At 67.3% G+C, this 25,811-nt stretch carries 29 protein-coding genes; 14 read left to right on the forward strand and 15 right to left on the reverse strand.

Features of this window, described 5'->3' with window-relative positions:
- Positions 1–10: 10 nt before the first annotated feature.
- Positions 11–379 (reverse strand): anti-sigma factor antagonist, encoded by a 369-nt coding sequence (locus H977_RS32975; RefSeq protein WP_196808216.1) that lies wholly within the window; start codon positions 377–379, stop codon positions 11–13.
- A gap of 67 nt (positions 380–446) precedes the next feature.
- Positions 447–1,130 carry a TetR/AcrR family transcriptional regulator gene (locus tag H977_RS0111820; protein WP_029108059.1) on the reverse strand — a complete coding sequence of 228 codons (684 nt, stop codon included), beginning with the start codon at positions 1,128–1,130 and terminating at the stop codon, positions 447–449.
- Between the two features lie 104 nt (positions 1,131–1,234).
- Between H977_RS0111820 and log the strand changes: the two genes are divergently transcribed.
- The 7 genes from log to H977_RS34785 all read left to right on the forward strand — a co-directional run bounded on the left by log (position 1,235) and on the right by H977_RS34785 (position 7,063).
- Positions 1,235–1,795, forward strand: coding sequence for a cytokinin riboside 5'-monophosphate phosphoribohydrolase (log, locus tag H977_RS0111825; RefSeq protein ID WP_029108060.1), 561 nt, complete (start codon positions 1,235–1,237; stop codon positions 1,793–1,795).
- Between the two features lie 93 nt (positions 1,796–1,888).
- Positions 1,889–3,667, forward strand: a complete 1,779-nt coding sequence (gene fadD6, locus H977_RS0111830; RefSeq protein ID WP_029108061.1) for a long-chain-acyl-CoA synthetase FadD6 — start codon at positions 1,889–1,891, stop codon at positions 3,665–3,667.
- A gap of 196 nt (positions 3,668–3,863) precedes the next feature.
- Positions 3,864–4,688 carry a dihydropteroate synthase gene (folP, locus tag H977_RS0111835; protein ID WP_051288821.1) on the forward strand — a complete coding sequence of 275 codons (825 nt, stop codon included), beginning with the start codon at positions 3,864–3,866 and terminating at the stop codon, positions 4,686–4,688.
- Positions 4,685–5,635, forward strand: coding sequence for a glucosyl-3-phosphoglycerate synthase (locus H977_RS0111840; RefSeq protein ID WP_029108063.1), 951 nt, complete (start codon positions 4,685–4,687; stop codon positions 5,633–5,635). The genes folP and H977_RS0111840 overlap by 4 nt, the downstream gene beginning before the upstream one ends.
- A gap of 81 nt (positions 5,636–5,716) precedes the next feature.
- Positions 5,717–6,115, forward strand: coding sequence for a DivIVA domain-containing protein (locus H977_RS0111845; RefSeq protein WP_029108064.1), 399 nt, complete (start codon positions 5,717–5,719; stop codon positions 6,113–6,115).
- A gap of 14 nt (positions 6,116–6,129) precedes the next feature.
- Positions 6,130–6,732, forward strand: a complete 603-nt coding sequence (locus H977_RS0111850; RefSeq protein WP_502691166.1) for a DNA-3-methyladenine glycosylase I — start codon at positions 6,130–6,132, stop codon at positions 6,730–6,732.
- Positions 6,733–6,895: 163 nt separating this feature from the next.
- Complete coding sequence (locus H977_RS34785; RefSeq protein ID WP_003885506.1) at positions 6,896–7,063, forward strand: DUF3117 domain-containing protein; 168 nt, start codon at positions 6,896–6,898, stop codon at positions 7,061–7,063.
- Positions 7,064–7,084: 21 nt separating this feature from the next.
- Here the strand turns inward: H977_RS34785 and glgA are convergent, their stop codons facing one another.
- Complete coding sequence (gene glgA / locus H977_RS0111860) at positions 7,085–8,260, reverse strand: glycogen synthase (protein WP_029108066.1); 1,176 nt, start codon at positions 8,258–8,260, stop codon at positions 7,085–7,087.
- 100 nt (positions 8,261–8,360) lie between these two features.
- On the opposite strand from glgA, the gene glgC reads away from it, so the two are divergent.
- On the forward strand, positions 8,361–9,575 hold the full coding sequence (gene glgC / locus H977_RS0111865) for a glucose-1-phosphate adenylyltransferase (protein ID WP_029108067.1): 1,215 nt from the start codon (positions 8,361–8,363) through the stop codon (positions 9,573–9,575).
- A 23-nt stretch (positions 9,576–9,598) separates the two neighbouring features.
- On the opposite strand, the gene H977_RS0111870 is transcribed toward glgC, so the two are convergent.
- The 7 genes from H977_RS0111870 to H977_RS0111900 all read right to left on the reverse strand — a co-directional run bounded on the left by H977_RS0111870 (position 9,599) and on the right by H977_RS0111900 (position 15,673).
- The gene (locus H977_RS0111870; protein WP_029108068.1) at positions 9,599–10,243 is read right to left on the reverse strand and encodes a DUF4126 domain-containing protein; all 645 of its coding nucleotides are present in this window, start codon (positions 10,241–10,243) and stop codon (positions 9,599–9,601) included.
- A 73-nt stretch (positions 10,244–10,316) separates the two neighbouring features.
- Entirely contained in the window at positions 10,317–10,991 is a 675-nt protein-coding gene (locus tag H977_RS0111875; protein ID WP_029108069.1) for a methyltransferase family protein, read from the reverse strand.
- Positions 10,992–11,001: 10 nt separating this feature from the next.
- On the reverse strand, positions 11,002–11,676 hold the full coding sequence (locus H977_RS0111880; RefSeq protein ID WP_029108070.1) for a methyltransferase family protein: 675 nt from the start codon (positions 11,674–11,676) through the stop codon (positions 11,002–11,004).
- A gap of 19 nt (positions 11,677–11,695) precedes the next feature.
- Positions 11,696–13,309 carry an ABC transporter permease gene (locus H977_RS0111885; RefSeq protein ID WP_029108071.1) on the reverse strand — a complete coding sequence of 538 codons (1,614 nt, stop codon included), beginning with the start codon at positions 13,307–13,309 and terminating at the stop codon, positions 11,696–11,698.
- 11 nt (positions 13,310–13,320) lie between these two features.
- Positions 13,321–14,214, reverse strand: coding sequence for an ABC transporter ATP-binding protein (locus H977_RS0111890; protein ID WP_029108072.1), 894 nt, complete (start codon positions 14,212–14,214; stop codon positions 13,321–13,323).
- Positions 14,211–14,879 carry a TetR/AcrR family transcriptional regulator gene (locus H977_RS0111895; RefSeq protein ID WP_029108073.1) on the reverse strand — a complete coding sequence of 223 codons (669 nt, stop codon included), beginning with the start codon at positions 14,877–14,879 and terminating at the stop codon, positions 14,211–14,213. Before H977_RS0111895 ends, H977_RS0111890 begins: the two co-directional genes overlap by 4 nt.
- Positions 14,880–15,028: 149 nt before the next feature.
- Positions 15,029–15,673 (reverse strand): O-methyltransferase, encoded by a 645-nt coding sequence (locus H977_RS0111900; RefSeq protein WP_029108074.1) that lies wholly within the window; start codon positions 15,671–15,673, stop codon positions 15,029–15,031.
- 175 nt (positions 15,674–15,848) lie between these two features.
- Here H977_RS0111900 and sigE point away from each other — a divergent pair, with 175 nt between their 5' ends.
- The 4 genes from sigE to tatB all read left to right on the forward strand — a co-directional run bounded on the left by sigE (position 15,849) and on the right by tatB (position 19,074).
- The gene (gene sigE / locus H977_RS0111905) at positions 15,849–16,628 is read left to right on the forward strand and encodes an RNA polymerase sigma factor SigE (RefSeq protein WP_029108075.1); all 780 of its coding nucleotides are present in this window, start codon (positions 15,849–15,851) and stop codon (positions 16,626–16,628) included.
- Positions 16,629–16,705: 77 nt separating this feature from the next.
- Positions 16,706–17,104 carry an anti-sigma E factor RseA gene (gene rseA, locus H977_RS0111910; protein ID WP_029108076.1) on the forward strand — a complete coding sequence of 133 codons (399 nt, stop codon included), beginning with the start codon at positions 16,706–16,708 and terminating at the stop codon, positions 17,102–17,104.
- A gap of 78 nt (positions 17,105–17,182) precedes the next feature.
- Entirely contained in the window at positions 17,183–18,679 is a 1,497-nt protein-coding gene (htrA, locus tag H977_RS0111915) for a serine protease HtrA (protein ID WP_029108077.1), read from the forward strand.
- 2 nt (positions 18,680–18,681) lie between these two features.
- Positions 18,682–19,074, forward strand: coding sequence for a Sec-independent protein translocase protein TatB (gene tatB, locus H977_RS0111920; RefSeq protein ID WP_029108078.1), 393 nt, complete (start codon positions 18,682–18,684; stop codon positions 19,072–19,074).
- Here the strand turns inward: tatB and H977_RS0111925 are convergent.
- The 4 genes from H977_RS0111925 to H977_RS0111940 form a co-directional block, all read right to left on the reverse strand.
- Complete coding sequence (locus H977_RS0111925) at positions 19,071–20,213, reverse strand: Mrp/NBP35 family ATP-binding protein (protein ID WP_029108079.1); 1,143 nt, start codon at positions 20,211–20,213, stop codon at positions 19,071–19,073. The two genes, tatB and H977_RS0111925, sit on opposite strands and share 4 nt — an antisense overlap.
- Before the next feature lie 59 nt (positions 20,214–20,272).
- Complete coding sequence (locus H977_RS0111930) at positions 20,273–21,559, reverse strand: lytic transglycosylase domain-containing protein (RefSeq protein ID WP_051288803.1); 1,287 nt, start codon at positions 21,557–21,559, stop codon at positions 20,273–20,275.
- A gap of 146 nt (positions 21,560–21,705) precedes the next feature.
- Positions 21,706–22,251 carry a DUF1003 domain-containing protein gene (locus H977_RS0111935; RefSeq protein ID WP_029108081.1) on the reverse strand — a complete coding sequence of 182 codons (546 nt, stop codon included), beginning with the start codon at positions 22,249–22,251 and terminating at the stop codon, positions 21,706–21,708.
- Positions 22,248–23,534 carry a magnesium transporter MgtE N-terminal domain-containing protein gene (locus tag H977_RS0111940; protein WP_029108082.1) on the reverse strand — a complete coding sequence of 429 codons (1,287 nt, stop codon included), beginning with the start codon at positions 23,532–23,534 and terminating at the stop codon, positions 22,248–22,250. The genes H977_RS0111935 and H977_RS0111940 overlap by 4 nt, the downstream gene beginning before the upstream one ends.
- 25 nt (positions 23,535–23,559) lie before the next feature.
- Between H977_RS0111940 and H977_RS0111945 the strand changes: the two genes are divergently transcribed.
- A complete protein-coding gene (locus H977_RS0111945) occupies positions 23,560–24,516 on the forward strand; it encodes an HpcH/HpaI aldolase/citrate lyase family protein (protein WP_029108083.1) in 957 nt (318 codons plus the stop codon).
- Between the two features lie 21 nt (positions 24,517–24,537).
- Here H977_RS0111945 and H977_RS32980 read toward each other — a convergent pair whose 3' ends face one another.
- The gene (locus H977_RS32980; protein ID WP_051288804.1) at positions 24,538–25,131 is read right to left on the reverse strand and encodes a DUF4190 domain-containing protein; all 594 of its coding nucleotides are present in this window, start codon (positions 25,129–25,131) and stop codon (positions 24,538–24,540) included.
- 126 nt (positions 25,132–25,257) lie between these two features.
- On the opposite strand from H977_RS32980, the gene H977_RS0111955 reads away from it, so the two are divergent.
- A complete protein-coding gene (locus H977_RS0111955) occupies positions 25,258–25,764 on the forward strand; it encodes a YflT domain-containing protein (RefSeq protein ID WP_029108084.1) in 507 nt (168 codons plus the stop codon).
- Positions 25,765–25,811: the final 47 nt, after the last annotated feature.

Below are 25,811 nucleotides of genomic sequence, written 5' to 3' on the forward strand. Positions count from 1 at the left end.
CCACCGAATCCTATGGCGAGCGGTGACCGTCCAACGCCGAATCGAGGTCCGGGTGCGCCGACACCGAGTCGTCCAGACCGCATCTGGTGATGATTCGCATGATGCTCGGCTGGCGGATGACGAGCCGCATGGTGACGCCGAGCTGTCGGCTGTCGGCCGTCTGCTTGGCCAGGGCGACCAGTGCGCCGCAGCTCATGAAATCCAGGCCTCCGCAGTCGACGATGAACAGCGAGCGGTCAGGAGTGGCGGCACACTCGCGCAGCATGTGCTGCCAGTCGGATTCGTTGTGCGCATCGACCTGACCGAAGACCTGGACAACAAGGGCTTCGGTTGTGGTTCGAGTCGTCCAGCGCAGCTGGTGATCATGATGCGTTTCCACGGTGAAACCGAGCATAGCCGGGTCTGTTTACGTTGTAAACAGGGTTTGATCATGATTCTGGCGACCGCTAGTTCAGCCAGCCTTCGATGCGGTCGAGCAATGCTTCCAGCGATTCTTCGAACTCGTCGATGCTGTGGTCCTGGGCAAGCATCGGCTGCAACCGCCGCAGGTTCGGGTAATCGGCCAGCGACGTATCGGTACGCGGCTCGTCGTCCAGAACCGCCTCGGCGGGGCTGAGCGCCACGCCGCGAGCGGATACCTCGAGCAGCAATTGACCCACCAGGAACGTGGTGTACGCGCGGTATGCGGCCACGGCCGCTTCATCGCTGAACCCGTAGGAGATGAGGGTCTCCAGGAACGTCTCCATCCAGCGCAGGCTCCGCAAAGGCGGCCGTACCCAGGGGGCTTCCGGGGCCTCGGTGGCCACGAGCGGGAACACCTCGGGATGTTCGATGGCGATCTGACGCACGCCATGACCGAGCCGGACCAGGAAGTCCTGCCAACCGTCTTCCTGCCGGCGCGCGGCGAGCTGATCGGTGTGGAGGCGGTCCACGATGTGGTTGACGACTCCGGTCAGCAGATCGCCCCGGCTGTGTACATAGCGGTAGAGCGCCATCGCCTCGACACCGCACGCCGTACCCAGCCGTCGCATGGTCAATTTCGTCAGACCCTCGCGATCGATCAGCCCGATCGCGGTGTCCAGGATGAACTCGCGGCTCAACCGTGTCGGTTGATCGACTTCGTCACTCACCAGATTCGCCCTCCGCGTTCAGGCTCAGTCTCCCTGCTGGGGCGGCGTCCCGTCCATCGCCCTCCCGACATCGGCGGTTCACCGGCACCCTCTACGTTGTGTACGTGTCCGGTGAAACTGACCGCGAGTTTGCGGTGTGTGTCTATTGCGCTTCAGGTCCGACCCATCCAGAGCTGCTGGCACTGGCCAGCGAGGTAGGGGTGGCGATCGCCAAGCGCGGGTGGACGTTGGTCTCCGGCGGCGGCAACGTGTCGGCCATGGGCGCGGTGGCACGTGCGGCCCGCTCGTCCAACGGCCGGACGGTCGGGGTGATCCCCAAGGCACTCGTGCACCGCGAACTCGCCGACGTGGACGCCGAAGAACTCGTGGTCACCGACACCATGCGGGAACGCAAGAAGGAGATGGAGGACCGCTCCGACGCGTTCATCGCGTTGCCCGGTGGCATCGGCACGCTGGAAGAGTTCTTCGAGGCGTGGACAGCGGGTTACCTGGGGATGCACGAGAAGCCCGTCGTGCTGCTCGACCCGTTCGGCCATTACGACGGATTATTGGCCTGGCTGCGCGGGCTGGTCGACTCCGGCTACGTGACCAGTCAGGCGCTGGACCGGTTGGTCGTCGTCGACGAGGTCGCCGCCGCACTCGAGGCGTGCGAGGCGGTTACCTAGAACCGGCGGTAACGGCGGTTACCAGGCGCGGCTATGGTGTTGGCCACACGAGAGCCATCTCGAGACCCATAACAACGCGCAGGGGGACACCGCATGACCGACCAGAAATCGGGCACCAGGAGCAGCGTCGGCTTACTCGACCTCGCCAGCCAGGTGCCCGGTCTGCTGATGGATGCGCCGGTCATCGCCAGGGGTGTACTCACCGGGATGATGGCCCGGCCGACGGCCAAGACCTCGATCGGCAAGGTGTTCCAGGAGCGGGCCGCCCAGTACGCCGACCGGGTTTTCCTCAAGTTCGGCGATGAGCGCATCACCTACCGGGAAGCCAACGAGACCGTCAATCGCTACGCCGCGGTGCTGGCCGCCAAAGGCGTCGGCCACGGGGACGTGGTCGGGGTGATGCTGCGCAACTCGCCCGACGCGGTACTGCTGATGCTCGCGATCGTCAAATGCGGCGCCGTCGCCGGCATGCTCAACTACCACCAGCGCGGCAAGGTGCTCGCCCACAGCTTCGGGCTGCTCGACGCCGCCGCAGTGGTGGCCGAGGTCGATCTGGTCGAGCACATCACCGAATGCGGGGCCGAGGTCAACGGGCTGATCACGCTCGACGAGCTGCGCCGGCTGGCGTCCACCGCGCCGACCACCAACCCGGCCAGCACGTCGGCAGTCCTCGCCAAGGACAAGGCCTTCTACATCTTCACCTCGGGCACCACGGGCATGCCCAAGGCCAGCGTCATGACCCACTACCGCTGGCTGCGGGCCCTGGCCGGATTCGGCGGTCTGGGGCTCCGGCTGCACAGCGATGACACCCTGTACTGCTGCCTGCCGCTCTATCACAACAACGCGCTGACCGTCTCGGTCGGTTCGGCACTGAACTCGGGCGCGGCACTGGCACTGGGCAAGTCGTTCTCGGCCTCGCGATTCTGGGACGAGGTCATCGACTACGGCGCGACCGCGTTCGTCTACATCGGCGAGATCTGCGGCTACCTGCTCAACCAGCCGCCCAAGCCGACCGACCGCGCACACAAGGTCCGCGTGATCGTCGGCAACGGACTGCGCCCGGCCATCTGGGACGAGTTCACCCAGCGGTTCGGCATCCCGCGCGTCTGCGAGTTCTACGCCGCCAGCGAGGGCAACACCGCCTTCGTCAACGTCTTCAACGTCTCGAAGTCCACCGGCATCTGCCCGAGCCCCGTCGCCTTCGTCGAATACGACGCCGACAGCGGTGAACCCGCCCGCGGCGCCGACGGCCGGCTGCGCAAGGTCAAGCGCGGCGAACCGGGGCTGATGCTGTCCAAGATCAGCGCGCTGCAACCGTTCGACGGGTACACCGATCCCTCGGCAAGCGAGAAGAAGCTGGTGCGCAACGCCTTCAAGGAAGGTGACGTCTGGTTCAACACCGGTGACCTGATGCGTTCGCAGGGGCTTGGCCACGCCGCGTTCGCCGATCGCCTCGGCGACACCTTCCGGTGGAAGGGCGAGAACGTGGCCACCACCGAGGTGGAGGCCGCCGTCGCGGCCAATCCGCTGATCGAGGAATGCACGGTCTTCGGTGTCGAGGTGCCCGGCGCCGGTGGCCGCGCCGGCATGGCCGCCGTCCAGCTCAAAGACGGCAAGGAGTTCGACGGAAAGGCGATCGCCGAGGCGTTCTACGACCACCTGCCGGCCTATGCCGTGCCGCTGTTCGTTCGCGTCGTCACCGAACTCGCCCACACCTCGACCTTCAAGAGCCAGAAGGTCGACCTGCGCAAGCAGGGCTATGGATCGGATATCGAGGATCCGCTGTACGTGCTGGCCGGCCGGGACGAAGGCTACGTGCCGTTCTATCCCGAGTACCCCGAGGAAGTGACGGCCGGGAAGCGGCCCAAGTAGTCAGGCGGGTAGAGCTCCGCGCTGATTTCGACGCCTGGGTTGTCGATCGCTCGGGCGACGACCAAGGGGTAGAAAACGGCGCGGAACCTGGTGTGAATACTGCCGTGGGCGCCGCACCAGGCACTATGGAGGCGTGTTGTCGACGTGCAGTGGACGCTTCCTGGGTCGCCCGGTCGCGGGTGACCGTGCGCTGATCATGGCGATCGTCAACCGGACGCCGGACTCGTTCTACGACCGCGGTGCCACCTTCAGCGATGACGCGGCCAAGGCCGCAGTGGCACGGGTGATCGACGAGGGCGCCGACGTCATCGACGTGGGCGGGGTCAAGGCGGGCCCCGGAGGCGTGGTCGATCCACAAGAGGAGATCGCGCGCGTCGTGCCGTTCATCGAATGGCTGCGTACCACCTATCCGGATCAGCTGATCTCCGTCGACACCTGGCGGGCCGCGGTGGCCAAGCAGGCCTGTGCGGCCGGAGCGGATCTGATCAACGACACCTGGGCGGGCGCGGATCCCGGGCTGCCCGAGGTGGCCGCCGAATTCGGCGCCGGGCTGGTGTGCTCACACACCGGCGGCGCGGTGCCGCGGACGCGGCCGTTCCGGGTCAATTACGGGATCACCGAACGCGGCGTCGTCGACGACGTCATCGCCGAGGTGACCGCGGCCGCCGAGCGGGCCGTAGCAACGGGTGTGCCGCGGGATCGGATCCTGATCGACCCGACCCATGATTTCGGTAAAAACACTCATCACGGTCTTAGTTTGTTGCGCCACGTAAAAGATCTTGTTAAGACCGGATGGCCAGTCCTGATGGCGCTGAGCAACAAGGATTTTGTCGGGGAGACTCTCGGTGTGGATCTGACCGAACGCCTGGAGGGCACCCTGGCCGCGACGGCACTCGCCGCCGCGGATGGAGCGGCCATGTTCCGGGTACACGAGGTCGGACCCACGCGGCGCGTACTGGAGATGGTCGCGTCGATCCAGGGAGTGCGGACACCCGCACGAACAGTGAGGGGGCTGGCATGACCGCAATACCCGAATTGGCCGTCACCGACGGAGTGGTCGGGCACCGCTGGCTGACCGACCACAGCTGGAACCGGCCGAGCTGGACCATCGCCGAGCTGGAGGCCGCCAAAGCGGGCCGCACGGTTTCCGTGGTGCTGCCCGCCCTCAACGAGGAAGAAACCGTCGCCTCGGTAGTCGAGACCATCACCCCGTTGCTGGGTGGGCTCGTCGACGAGCTGATCGTGCTCGATTCGGGCTCGACCGACGACACCGAGATTCGCGCGGTCGCCGCCGGGGCACGGGTGGTCAGCCGCGAGGTCGCGCTGCCCGAGGTCGCGCCGCAGCCGGGCAAGGGCGAGGTGCTGTGGCGGTCGCTGGCGGCCACCACGGGCGACATCATCGCCTTCGTCGATTCCGACCTGATCGACCCCGACCCGATGTTCGTCCCCAAGCTTCTCGGCCCGCTGCTCACCGCCGACGGCGTGCACCTGGTCAAGGGTTTCTACCGCCGGCCGCTCAAGGTCAGCGGCGCCGAGGACGCCAACGGCGGTGGCCGGGTCACCGAGCTGGTGGCACGTCCGCTGCTGGCCTCGCTGCGCCCCGAGCTGAACTGCGTGCTGCAGCCGCTGGGCGGCGAGTACGCGGGCACCCGCGAGCTGCTGACCTCGGTGCCCTTCGCGCCTGGCTACGGCGTGGAGATCGGCCTGCTGGTCGATACCTACGACCGGCTCGGCCTGGACGCCATCGCCCAGGTGAACCTCGGAGTGCGGGCCCACCGCAACCGGCCGCTGACCGAACTGGCCTCGATGAGCCGGCAGGTGATCGCGACCCTGTTGTCGCGCTGCGGGATCGCCGATTCCGGGGTGGGGCTGACGCAGTTCTACCTCGACGGCGACGATTTCACCCCGCGGGTGTCGTCGGTGTCTCTGGCCGATCGCCCGCCCATGGTGAGCCTGCGGCCTCACTGATCGGCGCCGACGGCGGGTGAGTGGCCCATCGTCGCCCGGCGCCCGCGCCAGGTGTCGCATGCGTGAGGCAGTATCGAGGGCGTGACACTGATACTGCTGTACCTGGTGGTGCTGGTTCTGGTGGCCACGGTGCTGTTCGGTCTGGGCAGCGTCATCTTCGGCCGGGGTGAGACGCTGCCGCCGTTGCCGCGGGGCACGACTGCTACGGTCCTGCCTGCCTCGGGCGTCACCGCGGCCGACGTGAATGCCGTCAAGTTCGCCCAGGCCCTCCGCGGATACAAGACCAGCGAGGTGGACTGGGTCCTGGACCGGCTGGGCCGGGAGCTGGACGCGATGCGCGGAGAACTCGCCGCCGTGCGCGCGGCCTACGGCGTGCCCGACGACTTCGATGGCTACGACGACGACCAGGACGACGAGGACGACGACGGCGAAGAAGTGTCGGCCACTGCAGGCGAGGTCCGCACCTCGGAGGAGTCGTGACCGACGCTGGCCGGATTGTCGGCACCGCCGACGCTGGCCGGATTGTCGGCACCGCCGACGCCCGAATCCGCTGTGGCTGGGCCGTGCAATCCGGCGACACCCTCTACCGCGACTATCACGACACCGAGTGGGGCCGGCCGCTGCGTGATTCCGCGGCGCTGTTCGAGCGGATCAGCCTGGAGGCCTTCCAGAGCGGACTGAGCTGGCTGACGATCCTGCGCAAGCGGGAGAATTTCCGGGCCGCGTTCGACGGATTCGACGCGGGCAAGGTGGCGAAGTACACCGACGACGACGTCGAGCGGTTGATGGCCGATACCGGCATCGTGCGCAACCGGGCCAAGATCGTCGCGACCATCTCCAACGCCAGGGCCGTCACCGACCTTGACGTCGATTTGAGTGAACTGCTGTGGTCATTCGCCCCGCCGAGCCGCCCGCGGCCCGCTGACCTGGACCAAGTGCCTGCGGTGACACCGGAATCGACTGCCATGGCGAAAGAACTCAAACGCCGCGGTTTCAAATTCGTCGGCCCCACTACGGCATATGCGTTGATGCAGGCCACCGGGATGGTCGACGATCATGTCGCGTCCTGTTGGGTTCCGGCGACCGGTCAAAAGTGACATCAGTCGGTATCCGAAGGGTCTTTGCACAAGCATGGGCTCGGATAAGGAACAATAGGGCTAGTTCAGTAGCAGTTCAACGCCGGGTGCCGCCAACGAGTGGGCGGCTTCGGCCCCAACCTGGCCCGCTGACACGGGCCGGCGAAGTTGGAGGGAGCACTCGATGGCGGCGATGAAGCCCCGGACTGGTGACGGTCCACTGGAAGCAACCAAAGAGGGGCGAGGGATCGTAATGCGAGTACCGCTGGAAGGCGGTGGGCGCCTCGTTGTCGAACTGACTCCCGACGAGGCCGCTGCGCTGGGCGACGAACTCAAAGCCGTCACCAGCTGATCGACTTCGCAAGGTGTCCGCTCAGGCGGACACCTTGCGGTATATCTCCAGGGTCTGCTCGGCGATGTGGGCCCAGGAGAATTCTGCGATGCACCGTCTGCGGCCGGCCTCGCCGTACTCCCTGGCGGTTTCCGGCTCGGCCACCAATGCGTTGACCGCGTCGGCCAGGCGCATCTCGAAGAAGCGCGGATCGGTGGCGTCGTAGTGCACGAGAAGGCCGGTCTGCCGGTCGGCGACGACCTCGGGGATACCGCCGACATCGGAGGCGACGACCGGTGTCGAACATGCCATCGCTTCCAGGTTCACGATACCCAGCGGCTCGTAAACTGATGGGCACACGAAAACCGTTGCAGCGGAGAGTATTTCGCGGATCTTGTTGATCGGCAGCATTTCCCGCACCCAAAACACGCCGGTTCGGGCCCGAGCGAGCTCGGCCACGGCCGAGGACACCTCCGCCGCGATCTCGGGTGTGTCGGGTGCGCCGGCACAGAGCACCAGCTGCACCTCGGGGCTGAACCGGTGGGCCGCGGCCACCAGGTGGGCCACCCCCTTCTGCCGCGTGATGCGCCCGACGAACGCCACGATCGGGCGGTTCATGTCGACCCCGAGTTCGGCGAGCACCGAGTCGTGGACGGCAGGCGGAGCCGGATACCAGACGTCGGTGTCGATCCCGTTGCGCACCACATGCACCCGGTTAGGGTCGAGCGCGGGATAGGTACGCAGCACGTCGTCGCGCATCCCGGAACTCACCGCGATCACGGCGTCAGCGGCTTCGATCGCGGTGCGTTCCACCCACGAGGACACCCGGTAGCCCCCGCCCAGTTGCTCGGCCTTCCACGGGCGTAGGGGCTCCAGCGAATGCGCGGTCAGTACATGGGGGATGCCGTAGAGCAGCCCGGTCAGGTGCCCGGCCATCCCGGCATACCAGGTGTGTGAGTGCACCACCGTGGCCGCCCGGTCCGGTGTGCTGGCGGAGTTGACCATGTTGAGGTCCGCCGACAGGGTCGACAGCGCGGCGTTGGCGCCGCGCAGCGCCGGATCGGGCTGCGCCACGAAGGCCCCGTCCCGCGGGGCGCCCATGCAGTGCACGTCGACATCGCACAGCTGCCGCAATTGCGCGACAAGTTCGGTGACGTGCACACCGGCACCGCCGTACACCTCGGGTGGATATTCCCGAGTCATCATGGCCACCCGCATATCCGAGACGGTAGTGCGTCGTGATGGGTCCAGCTACCCGCCGCACACTTCTGTTGCCATTGGCTGGCCGCGGTGCTGGTTGGCGGATAGGTTTGGACGCATGAGGGAGTTGCCACATGTGCTGGGCATCGTTCTGGCCGGGGGAGAGGGCAAACGGCTGTACCCGTTGACAGCTGATCGCGCCAAGCCGGCAGTTCCCTTCGGCGGCGCCTACCGGCTGATCGACTTCGTGTTGTCGAACCTGGTGAACGCTCGATACCTGCGGATCTGCGTTCTGACGCAATACAAGTCGCATTCACTGGACCGTCACATCAGCCAGAACTGGCGCCTCTCGGGTCTGGCCGGTGAGTACATCACCCCGGTCCCGGCCCAGCAGCGGCTCGGACCGCGCTGGTACACCGGTTCGGCGGATGCGATCTACCAGTCGCTCAATCTGATCTACGACGAAGACCCTGACTACATCATCATCTTCGGCGCCGACCACGTGTACCGGATGGATCCCGAGCAGATGCTGCGGTTCCACATCGACAGTGGCGCCGGGGCGACCGTGGCCGGAATCCGGGTGCCGCGCGCGGAGGCCAGCGCGTTCGGCTGCATCGACGCCGACGATTCCGGGCGCATCAGGGAATTCATCGAAAAACCGGCGGAGCCCCCGGGCACTCCCGATGATGCCGAGCAGACCTTCGTGTCGATGGGCAACTACATCTTCACCACGAAGGTGCTCATCGACGCGATCCGCGCCGATGCCGACGACGACCACTCCGACCACGACATGGGTGGCGACATCATTCCGCGGCTGGTGTCCGACGGCATGGCAGCGGTCTACGACTTCAACAACAACGAGGTGCCCGGGGCCACCGAACGCGACCACGGGTACTGGCGCGACGTCGGAACCCTAGATGCCTTCTACGACGCGCACATGGATCTGGTGTCGGTGCACCCGGTGTTCAACCTCTACAACAAGCGCTGGCCGATCCGCGGTGAGTCCGAGAACCTGGCGCCGGCCAAGTTCGTCAACGGAGGTTCGGCCCAGGAGTCGGTGGTCGGGGCCGGGAGCATCATTTCGGCCGCGTCGGTACGCAATTCGGTGTTGTCGTCGAACGTGGCGATCGATGACGGCGCCATCGTGGAGGGCAGTGTGCTGATGCCGGGTGTGAGGATCGGCCGGGGAGCGGTGGTCCGCCACGCGATCCTGGACAAGAACGTCGTGGTGGGCCCGGGCGAGATGGTGGGTGTGGACCTCGACAAGGACCGGGAACGGTTCGCGATCAGTGCGGGCGGTGTGGTCGCGGTGGGCAAGGGCGTGTGGATCTGACCCGTCTGGTCCTCAGCCCGGCTTCACTCCCACAGGTCCACCGCCGCGCGGCGCGGTAGCCCACTGGTGCGTGCGTTGATGCCGACCTTGGCCTCGCCACGGCGCCTGCGCCAACGCCACAGCCGGAAGGCGCCCCAGATCAGGGCGAGCAGTGCAACGAGCACGAGGATGGGCAGCAGGATCGCGACGAAGACCAACCCCACACTCGTGACGTCCTCGAAGGTGGACAGCACGGGTGCGGCGACCCCGGCCGTGGCCACGTTGGCGGCCGGTCTGACCGTCGATTTGGTCAACGACACGATGAGCGCGGTGACCGCGCCGATCGCCACGGGAATCCATTGACCGGATTGGGCGAAAGCGCCCGGGTCGGCGACGGCGGCGGTCTGCGACGCGGTGCCCGAACCGAACACGATGCCGCCCGCGGTCGGGCGGACGAAGGTCTGGATGGTGTCGTTCACGGAGTCGAGCGCGGGAATCTTGTCGGCGATCACTTCGACGATCAGCAGCACCGCCACGATGGCGATCACCCAGCCGTTCTCGAGCCAGGACCACCCCGGCGGCAACGACACCAGAGGGGTGAAGCGTGACAGCAGGCCCAAGGCCAGCAACGGGATGTAGGCGTTCAGCCCCGCCGCGGTGGCCAGGCCAAAGCCAGTCAACAGTTCCATCACTGCAGTATGCGGCGAACTCGGCCCGCGTCCCTGCGGTTCGCGGTTATCCGCTGCGGACCGTTTTCGGCGATCACCACACGTAGGGCAGAAGCCGGTAGCGAACCTTCCGGGTGTACGGGTCGTAGCCGTCCAGTTCGGCGCGCAGCATCTTCTCCTCGTCGAGGATGCGCACGCTCAGCACGACCAGTCCCGGGACGATGAACAGCAGCGCCCAGTAGGAGCCGAGAGCCGGCGGCAACCCGATCAGCATGATCACGTTGCCGAAGTACATCGGATGGCGGACGAGCCCGTACAGGCCGGTGGACACCACTGTCTGTCCGGCCTCCACCTTGACGTTGGCAGCCGCGTAGCTGTTCTGGACGACTACGAGCATCGCGATGCCGAGTCCCGCCGCCACAAGTGCATTTCCGAGCACCGAGACGACGGGGGGCACGGCCGACCACCCGAGCCGGTGGTCGAGTGCGCTGACCACGATCATGATCGCAAGCAACAGGAACGCCATGCTGCTCGCCAACTTCTGCACCGGCCGTGTCTCGGAGGTCGGCCCTGCCTGCATCCGGCGTCGAAGTGCCGCTGGATCGTGTACGGCGAGGTAGATGCTGGGCAATGTCGAGACGACCGCGAACACGGCGATGAACGCCCAGCCCTGCCAGTAGTCGAACGTGCCGGCCGGTGCGAACACGAGCAGCCCGAACACCACGAACCCGATGAGCGCGGACCCGGCTGCTCGTAGGCCGATCTTCATCTCGACGCCCTCACCAGACGTAGGGCAAAAGCCGGTAGCGGACCTTCTGGGCGTATTCGTCGTAGCCGTCGAGCTCGGTGCGCAGCATCTTCTCCTCATCGGCGATCCGCGCCCCGAAAATCGGCACCGACACGATCGACACCAGCAGGCCCCAGTAGGAACCCAGTGCCAACGGGGTGCCGAACATCATCACCACCGCGCCGAAGTACATCGGGTGCCGGACCAGACCGTAGAGACCCGTTGACACGAGCGGCTGTTGGTCCTCCACCCGGATGCTGGCGCCGGCGAAGCTGTTCTGGAAGACCACGGCTTGGGCGAGGACGAGCCCGACCGCCACCACGACGTTGCCGAGGACGACCACTGCGATCGGCACGCTCGACCAGCCGAACCGGTGGTCGAGGGCGCTGACGACGAACGCCGCGAAAGCCGAGACCGTGATCGCCCAGATGACGATCTTCTGCACGATCCGCGTTTCCGCGGTGGGCCCGCCGTGCAGGCGTCGTTGCAGGGCGGCAGGGTCTCTGACCGCGAGGTAGATGCTCGGGAGCATGGTGGTGGCCATGAAGACGGCGACGAAAACCCAAGCCTGCCAATAGTCGAACGTGCCGGCCGGCCAGAACAGCGCAACGGCGAAGAGTGCCAGGCCGAACACCCCTGAAGCGATTGTCTGAAGTGCGAGTTTCATCGACTGCCTCCTTTTCGGTTCACACCGCGTCGCGGTTGCGATAGATCCAGCCCGCGACGGCCGCCAAAACCGTTGCGGCGATCAGCATTACCAACAGCGCCAGAGCGGGAAACTCTCTCGGCACCGTCGTCTGGCCCACCGGGGACAGGTCGAGCAGCCAGCGCGGTAGGCGCAGCAGCGCCCCGAGGTACAGCGTGGTGATCACGAATGTGACGGCGAGCCATGCGATCCACGGCGCCCGCAGCGCCACGGCCAGCGCCGCGATCGAGGCCACCACGGCGAGCGCGGGCAGATAGGCCAGCGCGGCCAGGGTGAGGTGGACGATCGTGGCCGGCTGGCCCAGCGTCAGCCCGGCGCCCAGGCCGTTGCCCAGCCCCGCGCAGAACATCAGGATCGCCGCTCCCGCCACTGCACAGCAGACCGCGCCCAACAGCCAGCGCCACCGCGATACCGCACCGGCCAGCACCGGCTCGCCCAGCCCGTTCTGCTCGTCGGCGTACACCCGCAGTACCGCGGAGGCGACGTACGCGCTGGCCGCCGCGGCCAGGAACTGCGTCATGGTGGTGTAGATGCCGTCGTTGCCGGTGGTGGAGAGCAGCCGGGCGATCAAATCGTTCGTCTTGGCCGCGTCCAGCAGGGCTTTGGTCATCGAGCCGAAAACCAGCCCTGCCACGAACAGCCCGGCGGCCCAACCGATGGTCTGGCCGCGTTGCAGCGTGGCGTGCAGGCGCAGCGGGCCGGTGATGGTGGGCGCATCGGGCTTCTCGCCCGCGGATGCGATGGTGCCCGCGTCGTATTGGCGTCGGCGCTCCAGCACCGCGGCCACGGCCATCAGCGCGACGGCCAGGATCACCAACAAGCCGAACGGCCACCAGCGTAGGTCCACGAAGGGCCGCATCTGCTGCGCCCAGGCGATCGGGGAGAACCAACTCAAGACGCTGCCCGAGTTGTCGATGACGTCGCCGGCCCCGCGCACCAGTGCGGCCACCGCCAGCACCGCCATCGCCGCACCCGACGCCGTGCGGGCCTGTCGCCACAGTTGTGCGGTCACGGCGGCGACCGCGCCGAACACCATGGCCACCCCGGTGATACCCAGGCACATGGCTGCGGTGTCGGCGATGCCGAAGCCGGTGGAGGCCATCGCCAGGGTCATGGTGAGGGCCAGCACGGCGTTGAGGCCGCCGACCAGGATGAGGGCCGCGGTGGTCCGGGCATACCGGCCCACCACCGAGGAGAGCACCAACTCGGCGGTGCCGTTCTCCTCCTCGGCGCGGGTATGACGAATCACCGTGAGAATAGCGAGGATCGAGGTGGCGATGGTCAGCGTGAGTGTCAGCTCGTTGGCCATCATCACGCCCAGGTCGGTCTCGTTGACACCGAACATGGGGCCGCCGAGCATCATGCCGGCGGGTGTCTTGAGCAGGTTGACGCGGGCCAGCCGTTGTTCTTCGCCCGGATAGGCCAGCCGAATTGCGTTGGGGGCGTACACCATCATCAACGTCAGGATTGCCAGCCACACGCTGAGACGTACGCGGTCCCGGCGCAGCGCCAGCCGCAACAGCGTTGCGGTGCCGGTGAAGGACGACGTGGCCGCCCGCGCCGGACCCGATGGCCGGGCTGCAGCAGTTGCCATCGGTGTCGGGGTCATCGCGTCACCCCTTGGTATTCGCGGAGGAACATGTCCTCCAGCGACGCCGGTGCGACGGTGAGGTCTTCGATACCGAGTTCGGTGAGGTGATCCAGGGCGAACTCGATGTCGTTGCGGTCCACCGAGAAGGTCACGGCGCCGTCGCGGCTGGTGAAGTCGTGAACGTAGGGCGTGTTCTGCAGCGCCCGGCCGTCGGAGCGCGTGCGGGCGACGACCTTGGTGCGCATCAGATGTCGCAACTCTTCCAAGGTTCCGGAACGCACCGTGCGTCCTGCCCGGATGATCGTCACGTTGTCGCAGAGCTTTTCCACCTCGGCAAGGATGTGACTGGACAGCAGGACCGCGGCACCCTGGCCGGCGACTTCGGCCACACATTGCTGAAATGCCTTTTCCATCAACGGGTCCAGTCCCGAAGTGGGCTCATCGAGGATGTAGAGCTCGGAATGGCAGCTGAATGCCGCGATGATGGCGACCTTCTGCCGGTTGCCCTTGGAGTATGTGCGGGCCTTCTTGTGCGGGTCCAGCTCGAACCGCTCGATCAGCGCGTCGCGGCGGCTGGTGTCGACGCCGTTGCCGCGCAGCCGGCACAAGAAGTCGATGGCCTGCATACCGGTCAGGTTGGGCCACAACGTGACATCGCCGGGAACGTAGGCGATCCGGCGGTGCAGGGCGACTGCGTCGCGCCACGGGTCGCCGCCCAGAAGGCGCACGGTGCCGCTGTCGGCGCGCAGGAGGCCGAGCAGCACCCGGATGGCGGTGGACTTTCCCGCGCCGTTGGGGCCGAGGAAACCGGTGACGTCGCCGGGGGACACAGTCAGGTTCAGTCCATCGAGGGCTTTGGTGTGCCCGAAAGACTTTGACAGTCCGCGGATTTCGACGGAGTTGTTCACGCTGGCTCCTTGGTCTCGGTTGGCGTGGAACTGAACGGGGTGCCTTGTTCGCGTTGGTGCAGGAAGGCGTCGTACATCGTCGAGTCGGTCATCAGGCCCTCGGTGTAGAGCTCGAGGGCGGGCAGCATCATGTCCTCGCCGTAATCGCGCAGCACCCGGCGCAGGTCTGTCGGGTCGTCGTGCATCTGCAGGTACAGCAGGAAGCCGCCGCCACTGCATATCGCCATGAACTTGGCCCGCGCCCTGGGATCGCGGCTGGGTTTGAGCAGCCCCGTCCGCACGCCCTCTTGGAGGTATTCCTCGGCGTTGTCCACCATGGTGCGCCAGAAGGACTTCGCCAGATCGCTGCCCGATTGCATGCTGCGGACCAGATAGGCCATCAGCGGGGCATAGGACTCGATCTCGGCCATCTGGGCCATCCAGGTGGAGGGGTCACCGCTCTGAAGTGACTCGGTCTTGGCTTCGCGCACCACCTCGGCCACGTAGGCGTCGCACGCCTTGCGCAGCCCTTCCTTGGAGCCGAAGTGGTGGATCACCAAGGCGGCGCTGACGCCGGCGGACTCGGCGATGGTGCGCAGCCCCACGCTGAATCCGTGTTGTCCGTACTGCTCGATCGCGGCATCGCGGATCCGCGCCATCGCTGTCCGATCATCGACTGAACGCATGTTCAATACGCTAAACACCCGTTCAGCGCGCGGTCAAGGGGAGGCCCCGTCAGGAATCCGTAAAGATCGCGAAATGCCCGCGAGCAGACACAAAACTGCCCTTTTTCGCGCCAGAGAGGGCAGTTTTGTGTCTGCTCGCGGGAGAAAAGTCAGTCGCGAGCGGCCGCGAGCAGGCCGTCACCCAGCGGGATCAGCACCGGCGTCAGCCGTTCGTCCTCGGCGATCAGCCGGGCCGCTTCGCGCACGGCAGTGACCTCCGCATCGTTGGCGGAGGCGTCACCGGCCCGGCCGCCGAGCGCGGCCCGGTGCAGCACGATCGCGCCGCCGGAACGCAGGAGGCGCACCGCTTCGGCCACGAACTGCGGCTGGTCGATCGGCTCGGCATCGATGAACACCAGGTCATAGGACTCGTCGGCCAGACGGGTCAGGACCTCCTGGGCGCGGCCGCTGATCAGCCGGGTGCGCCCGGGGCCGACTCCGGCCTCGTTGAAGCCCTGCTTGGCGATGCGCTGATGCTCGGGCTCGACATCGATGGTGGTCAGCACGCCGTCGTCGCTCATGCCGGACAACAGCCACAACCCGCTGACGCCGGCCCCGGTGCCGACTTCGACGACCGCCTTGCCGCCGGTGAGCCGCGCGAGCACGCTCAGCAACGCCCCTACGGCCGGGGTGACGGCGCCCGCGCCGAGTTCTTCGGCCCGCTCGCGTGCAGCCGCGACGATCTCGTCCTCGGAGATCGACCGTTCGGCATGCGTCACGATCGCCTCGGCGTGACCGGGGTTGGAGCTGACCATGCCCGCAGCGTAGGCCAGACCGACGGGGCGCCGTCGCGACACGCCCGTGCGTGGCGGTTATCACCGGCCGGATATTCGCTGGTTCGGCCTGGTAATCGGACGTATCGTCGGCATTCTCAGGGAAAGTTCAGATTGCTCATATATCCGCCACACCGGGATCAGGAACGGTATCGGCATGGAACACGGCGCCCGCTGGCGCACCGCCCAGCACAACCAGGACACCAATCGGAATAACGATGTCGTCAATCGTGTTGAGCCGGGTGAAATCTGTGATCAGGAGGATCCGACGAGCGTCGACACTGTTAACTCGAACCTGGCCACCCAGCACGCCCCGGTGTCAATGGCACACCTGGAGCAATTCACCGCAGGTGAATGGGTCGAGCCGTCCGACGAACTGACCGGTACCGCGGTGTTCGACGCGACCGGTGATCAGTCCGCGATGCCGTCTTGGGATGAGCTGGTCCGCCAACACGCGGACCGGGTGTACCGCCTGGCCTACCGCCTCTCGGGCAACCAGCACGACGCCGAGGACCTCACCCAGGAGACCTTCATCCGGGTCTTCCGCTCGGTGCAGAACTACCAGCCCGGCACCTTCGAGGGCTGGTTGCACCGCATCACCACCAACTTGTTCCTGGACATGGTCCGCCGCCGCGGACGTATCCGGATGGAAGCGCTGCCCGAGGACTACGACCGGGTGCCCGCCGACGACCCGAACCCCGAGCAGATCTACCACGACTCGCGGTTGGGGGCCGATCTGCAGGCCGCCTTGGACTCACTCGCCCCGGAGTTCCGCGCGGCCGTGGTCCTGTGCGACATCGAGGGGCTGTCCTACGAGGAGATCGGCGCCACGCTGGGCGTCAAACTCGGCACGGTGCGCAGCCGCATTCACCGCGGCCGGCAGGCGTTGCGCGAGTATCTGGCGAAGAACTCGCCGGAAACCGCCAAGTCCGCCTAGCGGTGGTTGGTGTTCAGCGCGCCCGGTCGCGCTACATTCGGGTCAGGACAATTCGTCGTGGCGAGAGGAGCTGGGTGATGGTCGACCCGGGACATGTGTTCCGTCGGGCTTTCTCCTGGTTGCCTGCGCAGTTCGCTTCTCAGAGTGACGCCCCGGTGGGCGCACCTCGCCAGTTCGGTTCCACCGAACACCTCTCGACCGAGGCCATCGCGGCCTTCGTCGACGGTGAATTGCGGATGAGCGCGCATCTGCGGGCCGCCCATCACTTGTCCCTGTGCCCGGATTGCGCGGCCGAGGTCGACGCCCAGGGCCAGGCCCGGGCCGCATTGCGGGACTCCTGTCCGATAGCCATTCCGAATTCCCTGTTGGGACTGTTGTCGCAGATACCGCACCACAGCCCACAGCCTTCGGCCGAGGTCGGCGAACAGCCTCAGTTTGCCGATGACCCGACGCGGAGTCGGCGTAAGCGCCGGTAGGCTGCACAGCAAGGCGATCAGTGACCGGCGTCGGCCTATCCGGCTGGGGCAGGCGCTCCGATAGAGAGTGATACACCGGTGACCAACCAGGACCAGTCCGACGAGAGCGGCCGTCTGGAACCGCGCCCTGTCGAGCGGCCACCCGTCGACCAGTTGTCGCAGCGCACGTTCGGCCGGCCCGCGGGCGTCGACGGCTCCTTCCTCGGCGCGGAGAAGTATCAGGACCAGGGCGAGTACGCCCCCAAGGACCAACCACCCGATCCTGTGCTGGCCGAGGCCTTCGGCCGCCCGTCCGGCACTGACGACTCCCTGCAGCGCCATCCGACCGACGCCGGAGCGCTTGAGGCCGAGCGGAACGCCGGCGACGACGATTTCGACGATCCCTGGCGCGATCCGGGCGCCATCCCGGCGCTCGGCACCCCCGCTCAGGCGCCGGCCGCACCGGTCGTCACTGCGGCTCCGATCGGCAAGTTGGGCGCCCGCGAGGTCCTGTTCGGCGGCCGGGTGTCGTGGCCGTCGTTGGTGATCCTGTTCATCGTCGCCGGGTTGATCGCCTTCATCGGCGGCTGGGTCGGGCAGAAGACCGCGGGCACCGTGCAGGCCTTCACGACCTCCAAGGTGACGCTGGAGACCGGTGACCTTCCGTCGCCCGACGCCGGCCGGTTCGCCACCGTCGCCAGCGCGGTCGAGGACTCCGTGGTGACCATCGAGGCCAAGAGCAAGACCGAGGGCTCACAGGGCTCGGGCGTCGTCGTCGACGGCAAGGGCTACATCGTCACCAACAACCACGTGATCTCCGATGCCGCGAGCAAGCCCGCGGACTACCAGATCACCGTGGTGTTCAACGACGGCAAGGAAGTGCCGGCCAACCTGGTCGGCCGCGACCCCAAGACCGATCTCGCGGTGCTCAAGGTCGACAACGTCGACAACCTCGTCGTGGCGCGGTTCGGCGATTCCGAGAAGGTGCGCGTCGGTGAGGAAGTGATCGCCGCCGGAGCTCCGCTGGGCCTGCGCAGCACGGTCACGCACGGCATCATCAGCGCACTGCACCGGCCGGTGCCGCTCTCGGGTGAGGGTTCCGACACCGACACCGTGATCGACGGGCTGCAGACCGATGCCTCGATCAACCACGGCAACTCCGGTGGCCCGCTGATCAACATGTCCTCCGAGGTGATCGGGATCAACACGGCCGGAAAGTCCTTGTCGGACAGCGCCAGTGGGCTCGGTTTCGCGATCCCCGTCAACGAGGTCAAGCAGGTCGTCGAGAACCTGATCAAGGACGGCAAGGTCGCGCATCCGACCCTGTTGCTCAGCGCCGTCACGGTGAGCAACAGCGTGGCCTCGGGCGCGCAGGTCCGCAACGTCAACGCCGGTGGCCCGGCTGACAAGGCCGGCATCCTGGAGAACGACGTGGTGGTCAAGGTGGGGGACCGCAAGGTCGCCGACGCCGATGAGATGGTTGTCGCGGTGCGTCAACTCAAGATCGGGCAGGAATCCCCGGTCGAGGTGCTCCGCGACGGTCGGCCGATGACATTCATGGTCACGCCGATCGGCGACGATCAAAAAGCGCAGTAACGATGTTCGCGAACATCGGGTGGGGAGAGATGCTGGTCCTGGTGATCGCCGGTCTGGTGATCCTGGGACCCGAGCGCCTGCCCGGTGCCATCCGGTGGACATCCGGTGCCCTGAAGCAGGCCCGCGACTACGTCAGCGGCGCCACCACCCAGTTGCGTCAGGATCTGGGGCCGGAGTTCGACGATCTTCGGCAACCGCTTGCCGAGCTCCAGAAGCTGCGCGGCATGACGCCGCGGGCCGCGATCACCAAGCACCTGCTCGAAGGTGACGATTCATTCCTGACCGGCGCCTTCGACGACAACCGGACGCAGCCGCCGACACCCACGAACGACAAGCCCGTCGGCGATCCCGCGGCCAAGCCGGCCGGCACCACATTCGACCCCGACGCCACTTAGCGGCGCGCGGTATCCAGACCCAGCGACATCCCGGCCAGGCCCCGCTTGCGGGCCGACAGGCCCTCGGCGATCTTGCGCAGCTCGGCGCCTGCGGCTGATTCTGGCGCAGACAACACCAGCGGAACCCCGGAGTCACCCGCGGCCACGAGCGCCGGGTCCAGCGGGACCTGACCCAGCAGCGGCACCTCGGCGCCCACCGAGCGGGTCAGCGAGTCGGCCACCTGACGGCCGCCGCCCTCGCCGAAGAGCTGCATGACGGTGCCGTCCGGCATCTGCAGGCCGGACATGTTCTCGACCACGCCCGCGATGCGCTGGCGGGTCTGCAGGGCAATCGCGCCGGCCCGCTCGGCCACCTCGGCGGCAGCCATCTGCGGAGTGGTCACCACGAGGATCTCCGCGCCTGGGATCAACTGGGCGACCGAGATGGCGATATCGCCGGTGCCGGGCGGCAGATCGAGCAGCAGCACGTCCAGATCGCCCCAGTAGACATCGGCCAGGAACTGCTGCAGCGCCCGGTGCAGCATCGGCCCGCGCCACACCACGGGCGTGTTGCCCTGGGTGAACATCGCGATCGAGATGACTTTCACGTCGTGGGCGATCGGCGGCAGGATCATCGAGTCGACCTGTGTGGGCCGGTCGTTGGTGCCCATCATCCGTGGCACCGAATGGCCGTAGATGTCGGCATCCAGCAGACCGACGGACAATCCGCGGGCGGCCATCGCGGCGGCCAGGTTGACCGTGACGCTCGATTTGCCGACGCCACCCTTGCCTGAAGCCACCGCGTAGACCCGGGTCAGGGAATTGGGCTGGGCGAACGGGATCACCGGCTCGCGGGAATCGCCGCGCAGCATCGTGCGCAACTCGGCGCGCTGCTCGTCGTTCATCACGTCGAGGCTCACCTTGACGGCGCCGGTGCCGGGCACGTCGGTGACGGCGGCCTTCACCAGGTCGGAGATCTCGTTCTTCTTCGGGCAGGCCGCGGTGGTCAGGTAGATCTCGACGTGTACGCCGTGGTCGGCCTCGATCGAGATGTTCTTGACCATGCCGAGTTCGGTGATCGGCTTCCGCAATTCGGGGTCGATCACCTTGGCCAGCGCGGCGCGAACCGCGGATTGCAGCTCAGTGGCAGATTCGGACATCATCGCCGAGTCTACGGCGGCGCTGCGGCCTCTCTGATCCAGGCCGCTTCAGACCAGCGTCAGGCCGGGCCTGGAGCCGGGCCCGGGGCGGGGCCGGGGGCCGGTCCTACTGCCGGTCCCAATGCCGGGCCGAGTGCCGGAGCCGGGGGTGCCGCCTCGATCGGCGGACCCGCCGGGGCGGGCGGAGCGGGCGCGAGTCCCGGTGCGGGAGGCGGAAGCTGCTGCGGTCCGGGCGCGGGAGCCGGCGGGGGAGCCTGCTCTCCGAGGCAGAAAACCACACACGCGGGTTGACGCGGTTGCTCCCACGGCGGGACCCATTGTGGCGGTGCGGCCGGCGTCTCCGACGGGATGGCCTGTGCCGGACCGGGCAGCGGGCCGAGCACCTGCCCGGGTGCAAACCCGGGAACGTTCTGCGTGCCGGTCTCATTGCGGTTGAGCAGCGGAATGAGGGCCAGCGGATCGCCCGCGGGCAGGCCGGTGGCATCCGTGGGCAGGCCGGGGCCGAGGCCTTCCGGATTGTCCAGATGGGAGTCGCCGATCGGCGGAATGGACCCGGTGATCTCGGGCAGGTCGACCGGCACCACGCCGGTGGCATATGCCGCGGCCCAGCCCAACACGTTGCGGGCGTAGGCCACCGAGTTGTTGTACCGGAGGATGGCCGACATGACCTGTGACTGATCGCGCAGGTTGAGCCCGCCGCTGCACAGATAGCGGGCGGCAGCCAGCGCCGAGTCGAACACGTTCTGCACATCGGCCTTGCCGTCGCCGTCGCCGTCGGAGGCGTAGCGAGCCCAGGTCCCTGGCAGGAACTGCATCGGGCCCATCGCCCGAACGTATGAGATCCGTCCGGCCTGGGCGCTCTGGACGATGATCTCGTTGCCCGGCAAGGTGCCGTCGAGCGCGGGGCCGTAGATGGGGCGCACGGCAGTGCCGCGGGCATCGGTGGCGCCGCCGTTGGCGTGGCCGGATTCGATCCGTCCGATACCGGCCAGCAGATTCCAGCTGATGCCGCAGCCGGGGTAGGCCGCGGCCATCATCCGCTCGGCATTGCGGTAGGCCTTGAGTGAGGACCCTGGAATGCCCAGGGCGCCAGGGGAATTGACGACGAACGCCGGCGGCGGAGCCGAAATCGTGTTCATCGACTTGATGCGGAAGTTGGTCGGCGGCCTGGTGGCGGCGACCACCGCGGGACCCGAGCGGTCGATCCGCGGTTCGACCGCGGCCAGAGGCGTGACGGCGGTGTTGGACACGTCGGCACCCGGGGCGGCCGATCCGGCGCCGGCGACCAGCACGATGGGGGCCAGCACGGCGACGCCGAGCGCGGGCGAGCGCACCAGCCGGCTCATACGGCGCCGAGCGGTTGCGATCACCGCTCCTCCCCCTACGCGCACTTACCCGTCCTTAGGTCGACTTCGGCCAAATATCACGTTGTGAACCAAGTCACCATACATAGTCGCGGTTTCCGTTGTTACGACAATGGTGGACAGCGATATCAACCACCGCGTTTGGACCGGCGCTCGGCCCCGTCGACTTTGCCCGGAGCGGTTCGGTCGGGATCGGGGTGCGGGTTCAGTTCGGTGATCAGTTCCCGCAGTTCCTCCAGCTCACGGCGCAGATAATCGCGCGTGACGACCTCGCCCACCGCCAGCCGCAGCGACGCCAGCTCGCGGGCCAGGTACTCGGTGTCCGCCTTGGTCTGCTCGGCCCGGCGCCGGTCCTCTTCCAGCGAGACGCGGTCCCGGTTCTCCTGGCGGTTCTGGGCCAGCAGGATCAGCGGGGCGGCGTAGGCGGCCTGGGTGGAGAAGGCCAGGTTGAGCAGGATGAACGGGTAGGGATCCCACTCGAACGTGAAGACGCCGATGTTCAGGGCGATCCAGACCAGCACGATGATCGTCTGGATCGCCAGATACCGGCCGGTGCCGAGGAAGCGTGCGACGGATTCGCCGAACTGGCCGACCGCCTCGACGTCGACGTGCAGCCCGAAACCGCGCGTGCCACGGGGGGTGTCCAACCGCTGACGCGCTGACGATTCGCTCATGAGCCCGCCACCGGGAGTTCCGGCTCGTCGTGTTCGCGCCAGTCGACCGGCAGCATGTGGTCGAGCACGTCGTCCACCGACACCGCCCCGAGCAGGTGGTTCTCCTCATCGACCACCGGCCCGCACACCAGGTTGTAGGCGGCGAAGTAGCGGGTCACGGCGGCCAGCGAATCGGCCGGGCTCAAGCTGGGCAAGTCCTTGTCGATGATGCCGCTCACCAGGGCCGCAGGCGGTTCGCGCAGCAGCCGCTGGAGGTGCACGCAGCCCAGGTAGTGGCCGGTGGGTGTGGCGCTGGGGGGACGGGTGACGAAGGCCATCGATGCCAGTGCGGGGGTGAGGTCCGGGTCGCGCACCTGCGCCAGCGCCTCGGCGACCGTGGTGTCCGGGGCGAGGACCACCGGTTCGCTGGTCATCAGACCGCCCGCGGTGTCGGGTGAGTGCGCCAACAGCCGTCGCACATCCTCGGAGTCCTCGGGGTCCATCTTGCGCAGCAGCGTCTCGGCGTCGGCCGGCGTCATGGAGCCCAGAACGTCGGCGGCGTCGTCGGGATCCATGGCCTCCAGCACGTCGGCGGCGCGCTCGGTGTTCAGCTGACGCAGCACCGCGGCCTGCTCGTCCTCCGGCAGCTCCTGAAGCACGTCGGCCAAACGCTCGTCGTCGAACGCCCGGTACAGCTCGTAGCGCCGCTTGACCGGCAACTCCCGCAGGGCCTCGGCCACCTCGACCGGACGCTGTCCCTCGAACTGCTCGAGCAGTGAGGCCACCCCCTGGTCGGGCATCGCCAGGCCCGACGGCGTCAACCCGTGCACGTTCTGCCACTCGACGACGTGGATGTTGCTGCGCCGCCCCAGCCGTCGCTGGGGGCGCACGGCCACCCGCGTCACCACCCAGTCGCGGGTCCGGGTCTGCTCGATGCCCAGATCGACTACCACGACGTCGATTCCGGCCAGCTGCTCCAGGTCGGGGTCGTCGATCCGCACCCGGGTCTCGAGCACCTGGCCCAACACCAGAACCTCGCCGGGCCGTTGCGCGAAGCGGCGCAGTGACACACTGCCGGTCGCCAGTGTCACCGAACCCGGCTCGATCGCTGTCACCCGCAGAATCGGAACGAAAATCCTTCGCCGCGTGAGCAATTCGACCACCAGGCCGAGAACGCGCGGCTGTTGGCGGACGATGCTGATGCTGATCACCACGTCGCGGACACGGCCGATGGACTCCCCGTCGGGGCCCAGCACCACCATCCCCGCAAGCCGGGCCGCGTAGACCCTGTTCACCGCCGCCATGAATCAAAGGGTAGAGACTGTGGTCGTGGAGAACACGTATCGGCCCCGTAGAACGTGCCTCTCGGTTCCGGGAAGCAGCCTGAAGATGATCGAGAAGGCCAAAAGCCTGCCGGCTGACGAGGTGTTCCTCGACCTGGAGGATGCGGTCGCCCCCGATGCCAAGGAGTCGGCCCGCACACAGGTGGCGGCGGCACTGGCGGACGACGGCTGGGCCGGACAACTGCGCGGGGTGCGGGTCAACGACTGGAGCACACCGTGGACCCATGCCGACGTGATCGAGGTGGTCACGAAGGCCGGGGTGGCGCTCGACCTGATCGTGCTGCCCAAGGTCACCGAGGTATCCCACGTCCAGGCCCTCGATCTGCTGCTCAGCCAGTTGGAGGCCACCCACGGTCTTGAACCGGGTGGCATCGGCATCGAGGCCCAGATCGAGAACGCGCAGGGGCTGACCAATGTCGACGCGATCGCGGCGGCTCCGCGGATACAGGCACTCGTGCTCGGGCCCGGTGACATGGCGGCCAGCCTGAACATGCGCACCCTGGAGGTCGGCGGGCAACCGGACGGGTACGACATCGGCGACGCGCACCACCATGTGCTGATGCGGATCCTGGTGGCAGCCCGGGCGCGCGGCATCAACGCGATCGACGGCCCGTATGTCAAAGTGCGCGATGTCGATGGGTTCCGCCGCGTGGCCGGCCGTTCGGCCGCGCTGGGCTACGACGGCAAGTGGGTCCTGCATCCGGACCAGATCGAGGCGGGCAACGAGATCTTCAGTCCGCGTCAGGCCGATTACGACCATGCCGAGCTGATCCTCGATGCCTATGAATGGCACACCTCGCACGCCGGTGGGGCCAGGGGCGCGGTGATGCTGGGCGACGAGATGATCGATGAGGCCAGCAGAAAGATGGCCTTGGTGATCGCGGGCAAAGGGCGGGCGGCGGGCATGAGCCGGCTGGCCGAACCGTTCCGGCCGCCGACCTGATCCGGGTCGTGTGACGGCTCGCTACGCGGCGAACATGGCGCCGACGAAGAACAAGAGCCAGCCTGCATTGAAGAGGGCGCTGAGGGCCCCGATGATGATGCCGGCAATGGCTAAGCCCTGGCCGGATTGTCTGTTCTGCTTGATCTGATTCAGTCCGGCGATCCCGAGGCCGATTCCGACCAGGGCGGCGAGCAGTCCGATCCCGCAGACGGCGAACAGGGGCACCGACACGATCGAGGCGACCAGCGATCCGATGGCCATGGTGTTGGTGGTGCCCGCCGGCGACATCCCGTAGCCGACGGGATAGCCGTACCCCGGCGGCGGATACGGCGGGGGATAAGCGGATGCGCCCGGGAACGGCGGCGGAGCGTAGTCATGTGGGATGTCCGCGGGATAGTCGATCGCGGGCGGATACGGCGGATACGGCGGATAAGACGGATTGACGTCGTAGCTCTGCGGTTCGAACCCGTATTGCGGTTGCGCCCCGCCGCTCTGCGGCCGATCCTGGGAATGTTCGATGGAAGGTGCTTCGTAGCCGCCGGACAACGGTTCAGACGGCTGGGAGCCGGGATCGGATGGCGGCGTTTCGCCCGCGTTGCCGTCCGGGTTTGTCATGCTGATCAACCTAGCGCACGGACGGTGACGCCCCGGGCGCGTGAGATCGGCACCAAATCCGGTGTGAGGGCGTTGCTGTAACAAGAGCAGCCGCCGAGGGGGCGCTGCGGAGGAGAGTGAAGTTCGATGACGAGCCCATTTCAGTCCGGTCAGACACCGGGTGCGGCGCCTGCCGCGCGCGGTGCATTGCCGACGCCGCCCAAAGGCTGGCCCATCGGTTCCTACCCGACGTACGCGGAGGCCCAGCGCGCCGTCGACTACCTGTCCGACCAACAGTTCCCGGTGCAGCAGGTGACGATCGTCGGGGTTGATCTGATGCAGGTCGAGCGCGTCACCGGCCGCCTGAGCTGGCCGAAGGTGCTGGGCGGCGGTGTCTTGTCGGGCGCGTGGCTCGGCCTGTTCATCGGCCTGATCCTGGGGTTCTTCAGCCCCAACCCGTGGAGCGCGCTGCTCACCGGCCTGGTTGCCGGCGTCTTCTTCGGCCTGATCACCTCGGCCATCCCGTATGCGATGGCTCGCGGCACAAGAGATTTCAGTTCGACGATGCAGCTGGTCGCGGGACGATACGACGTCCTGTGCGATCCGCAGGGCGCCGAACAGGGCCGGGATCTGCTGGCGCGCTTGACGATCTGACGCGATAGGCGGCCGCATCCCGGCCGTGGTGGCAGAATGTCCGCAGG

Origin of the sequence: Mycobacterium sp. URHD0025 (genome assembly GCF_000426065.1) — a bacterium.
Classification (GTDB): Bacteria; Actinomycetota; Actinomycetes; order Mycobacteriales; family Mycobacteriaceae; genus Mycobacterium.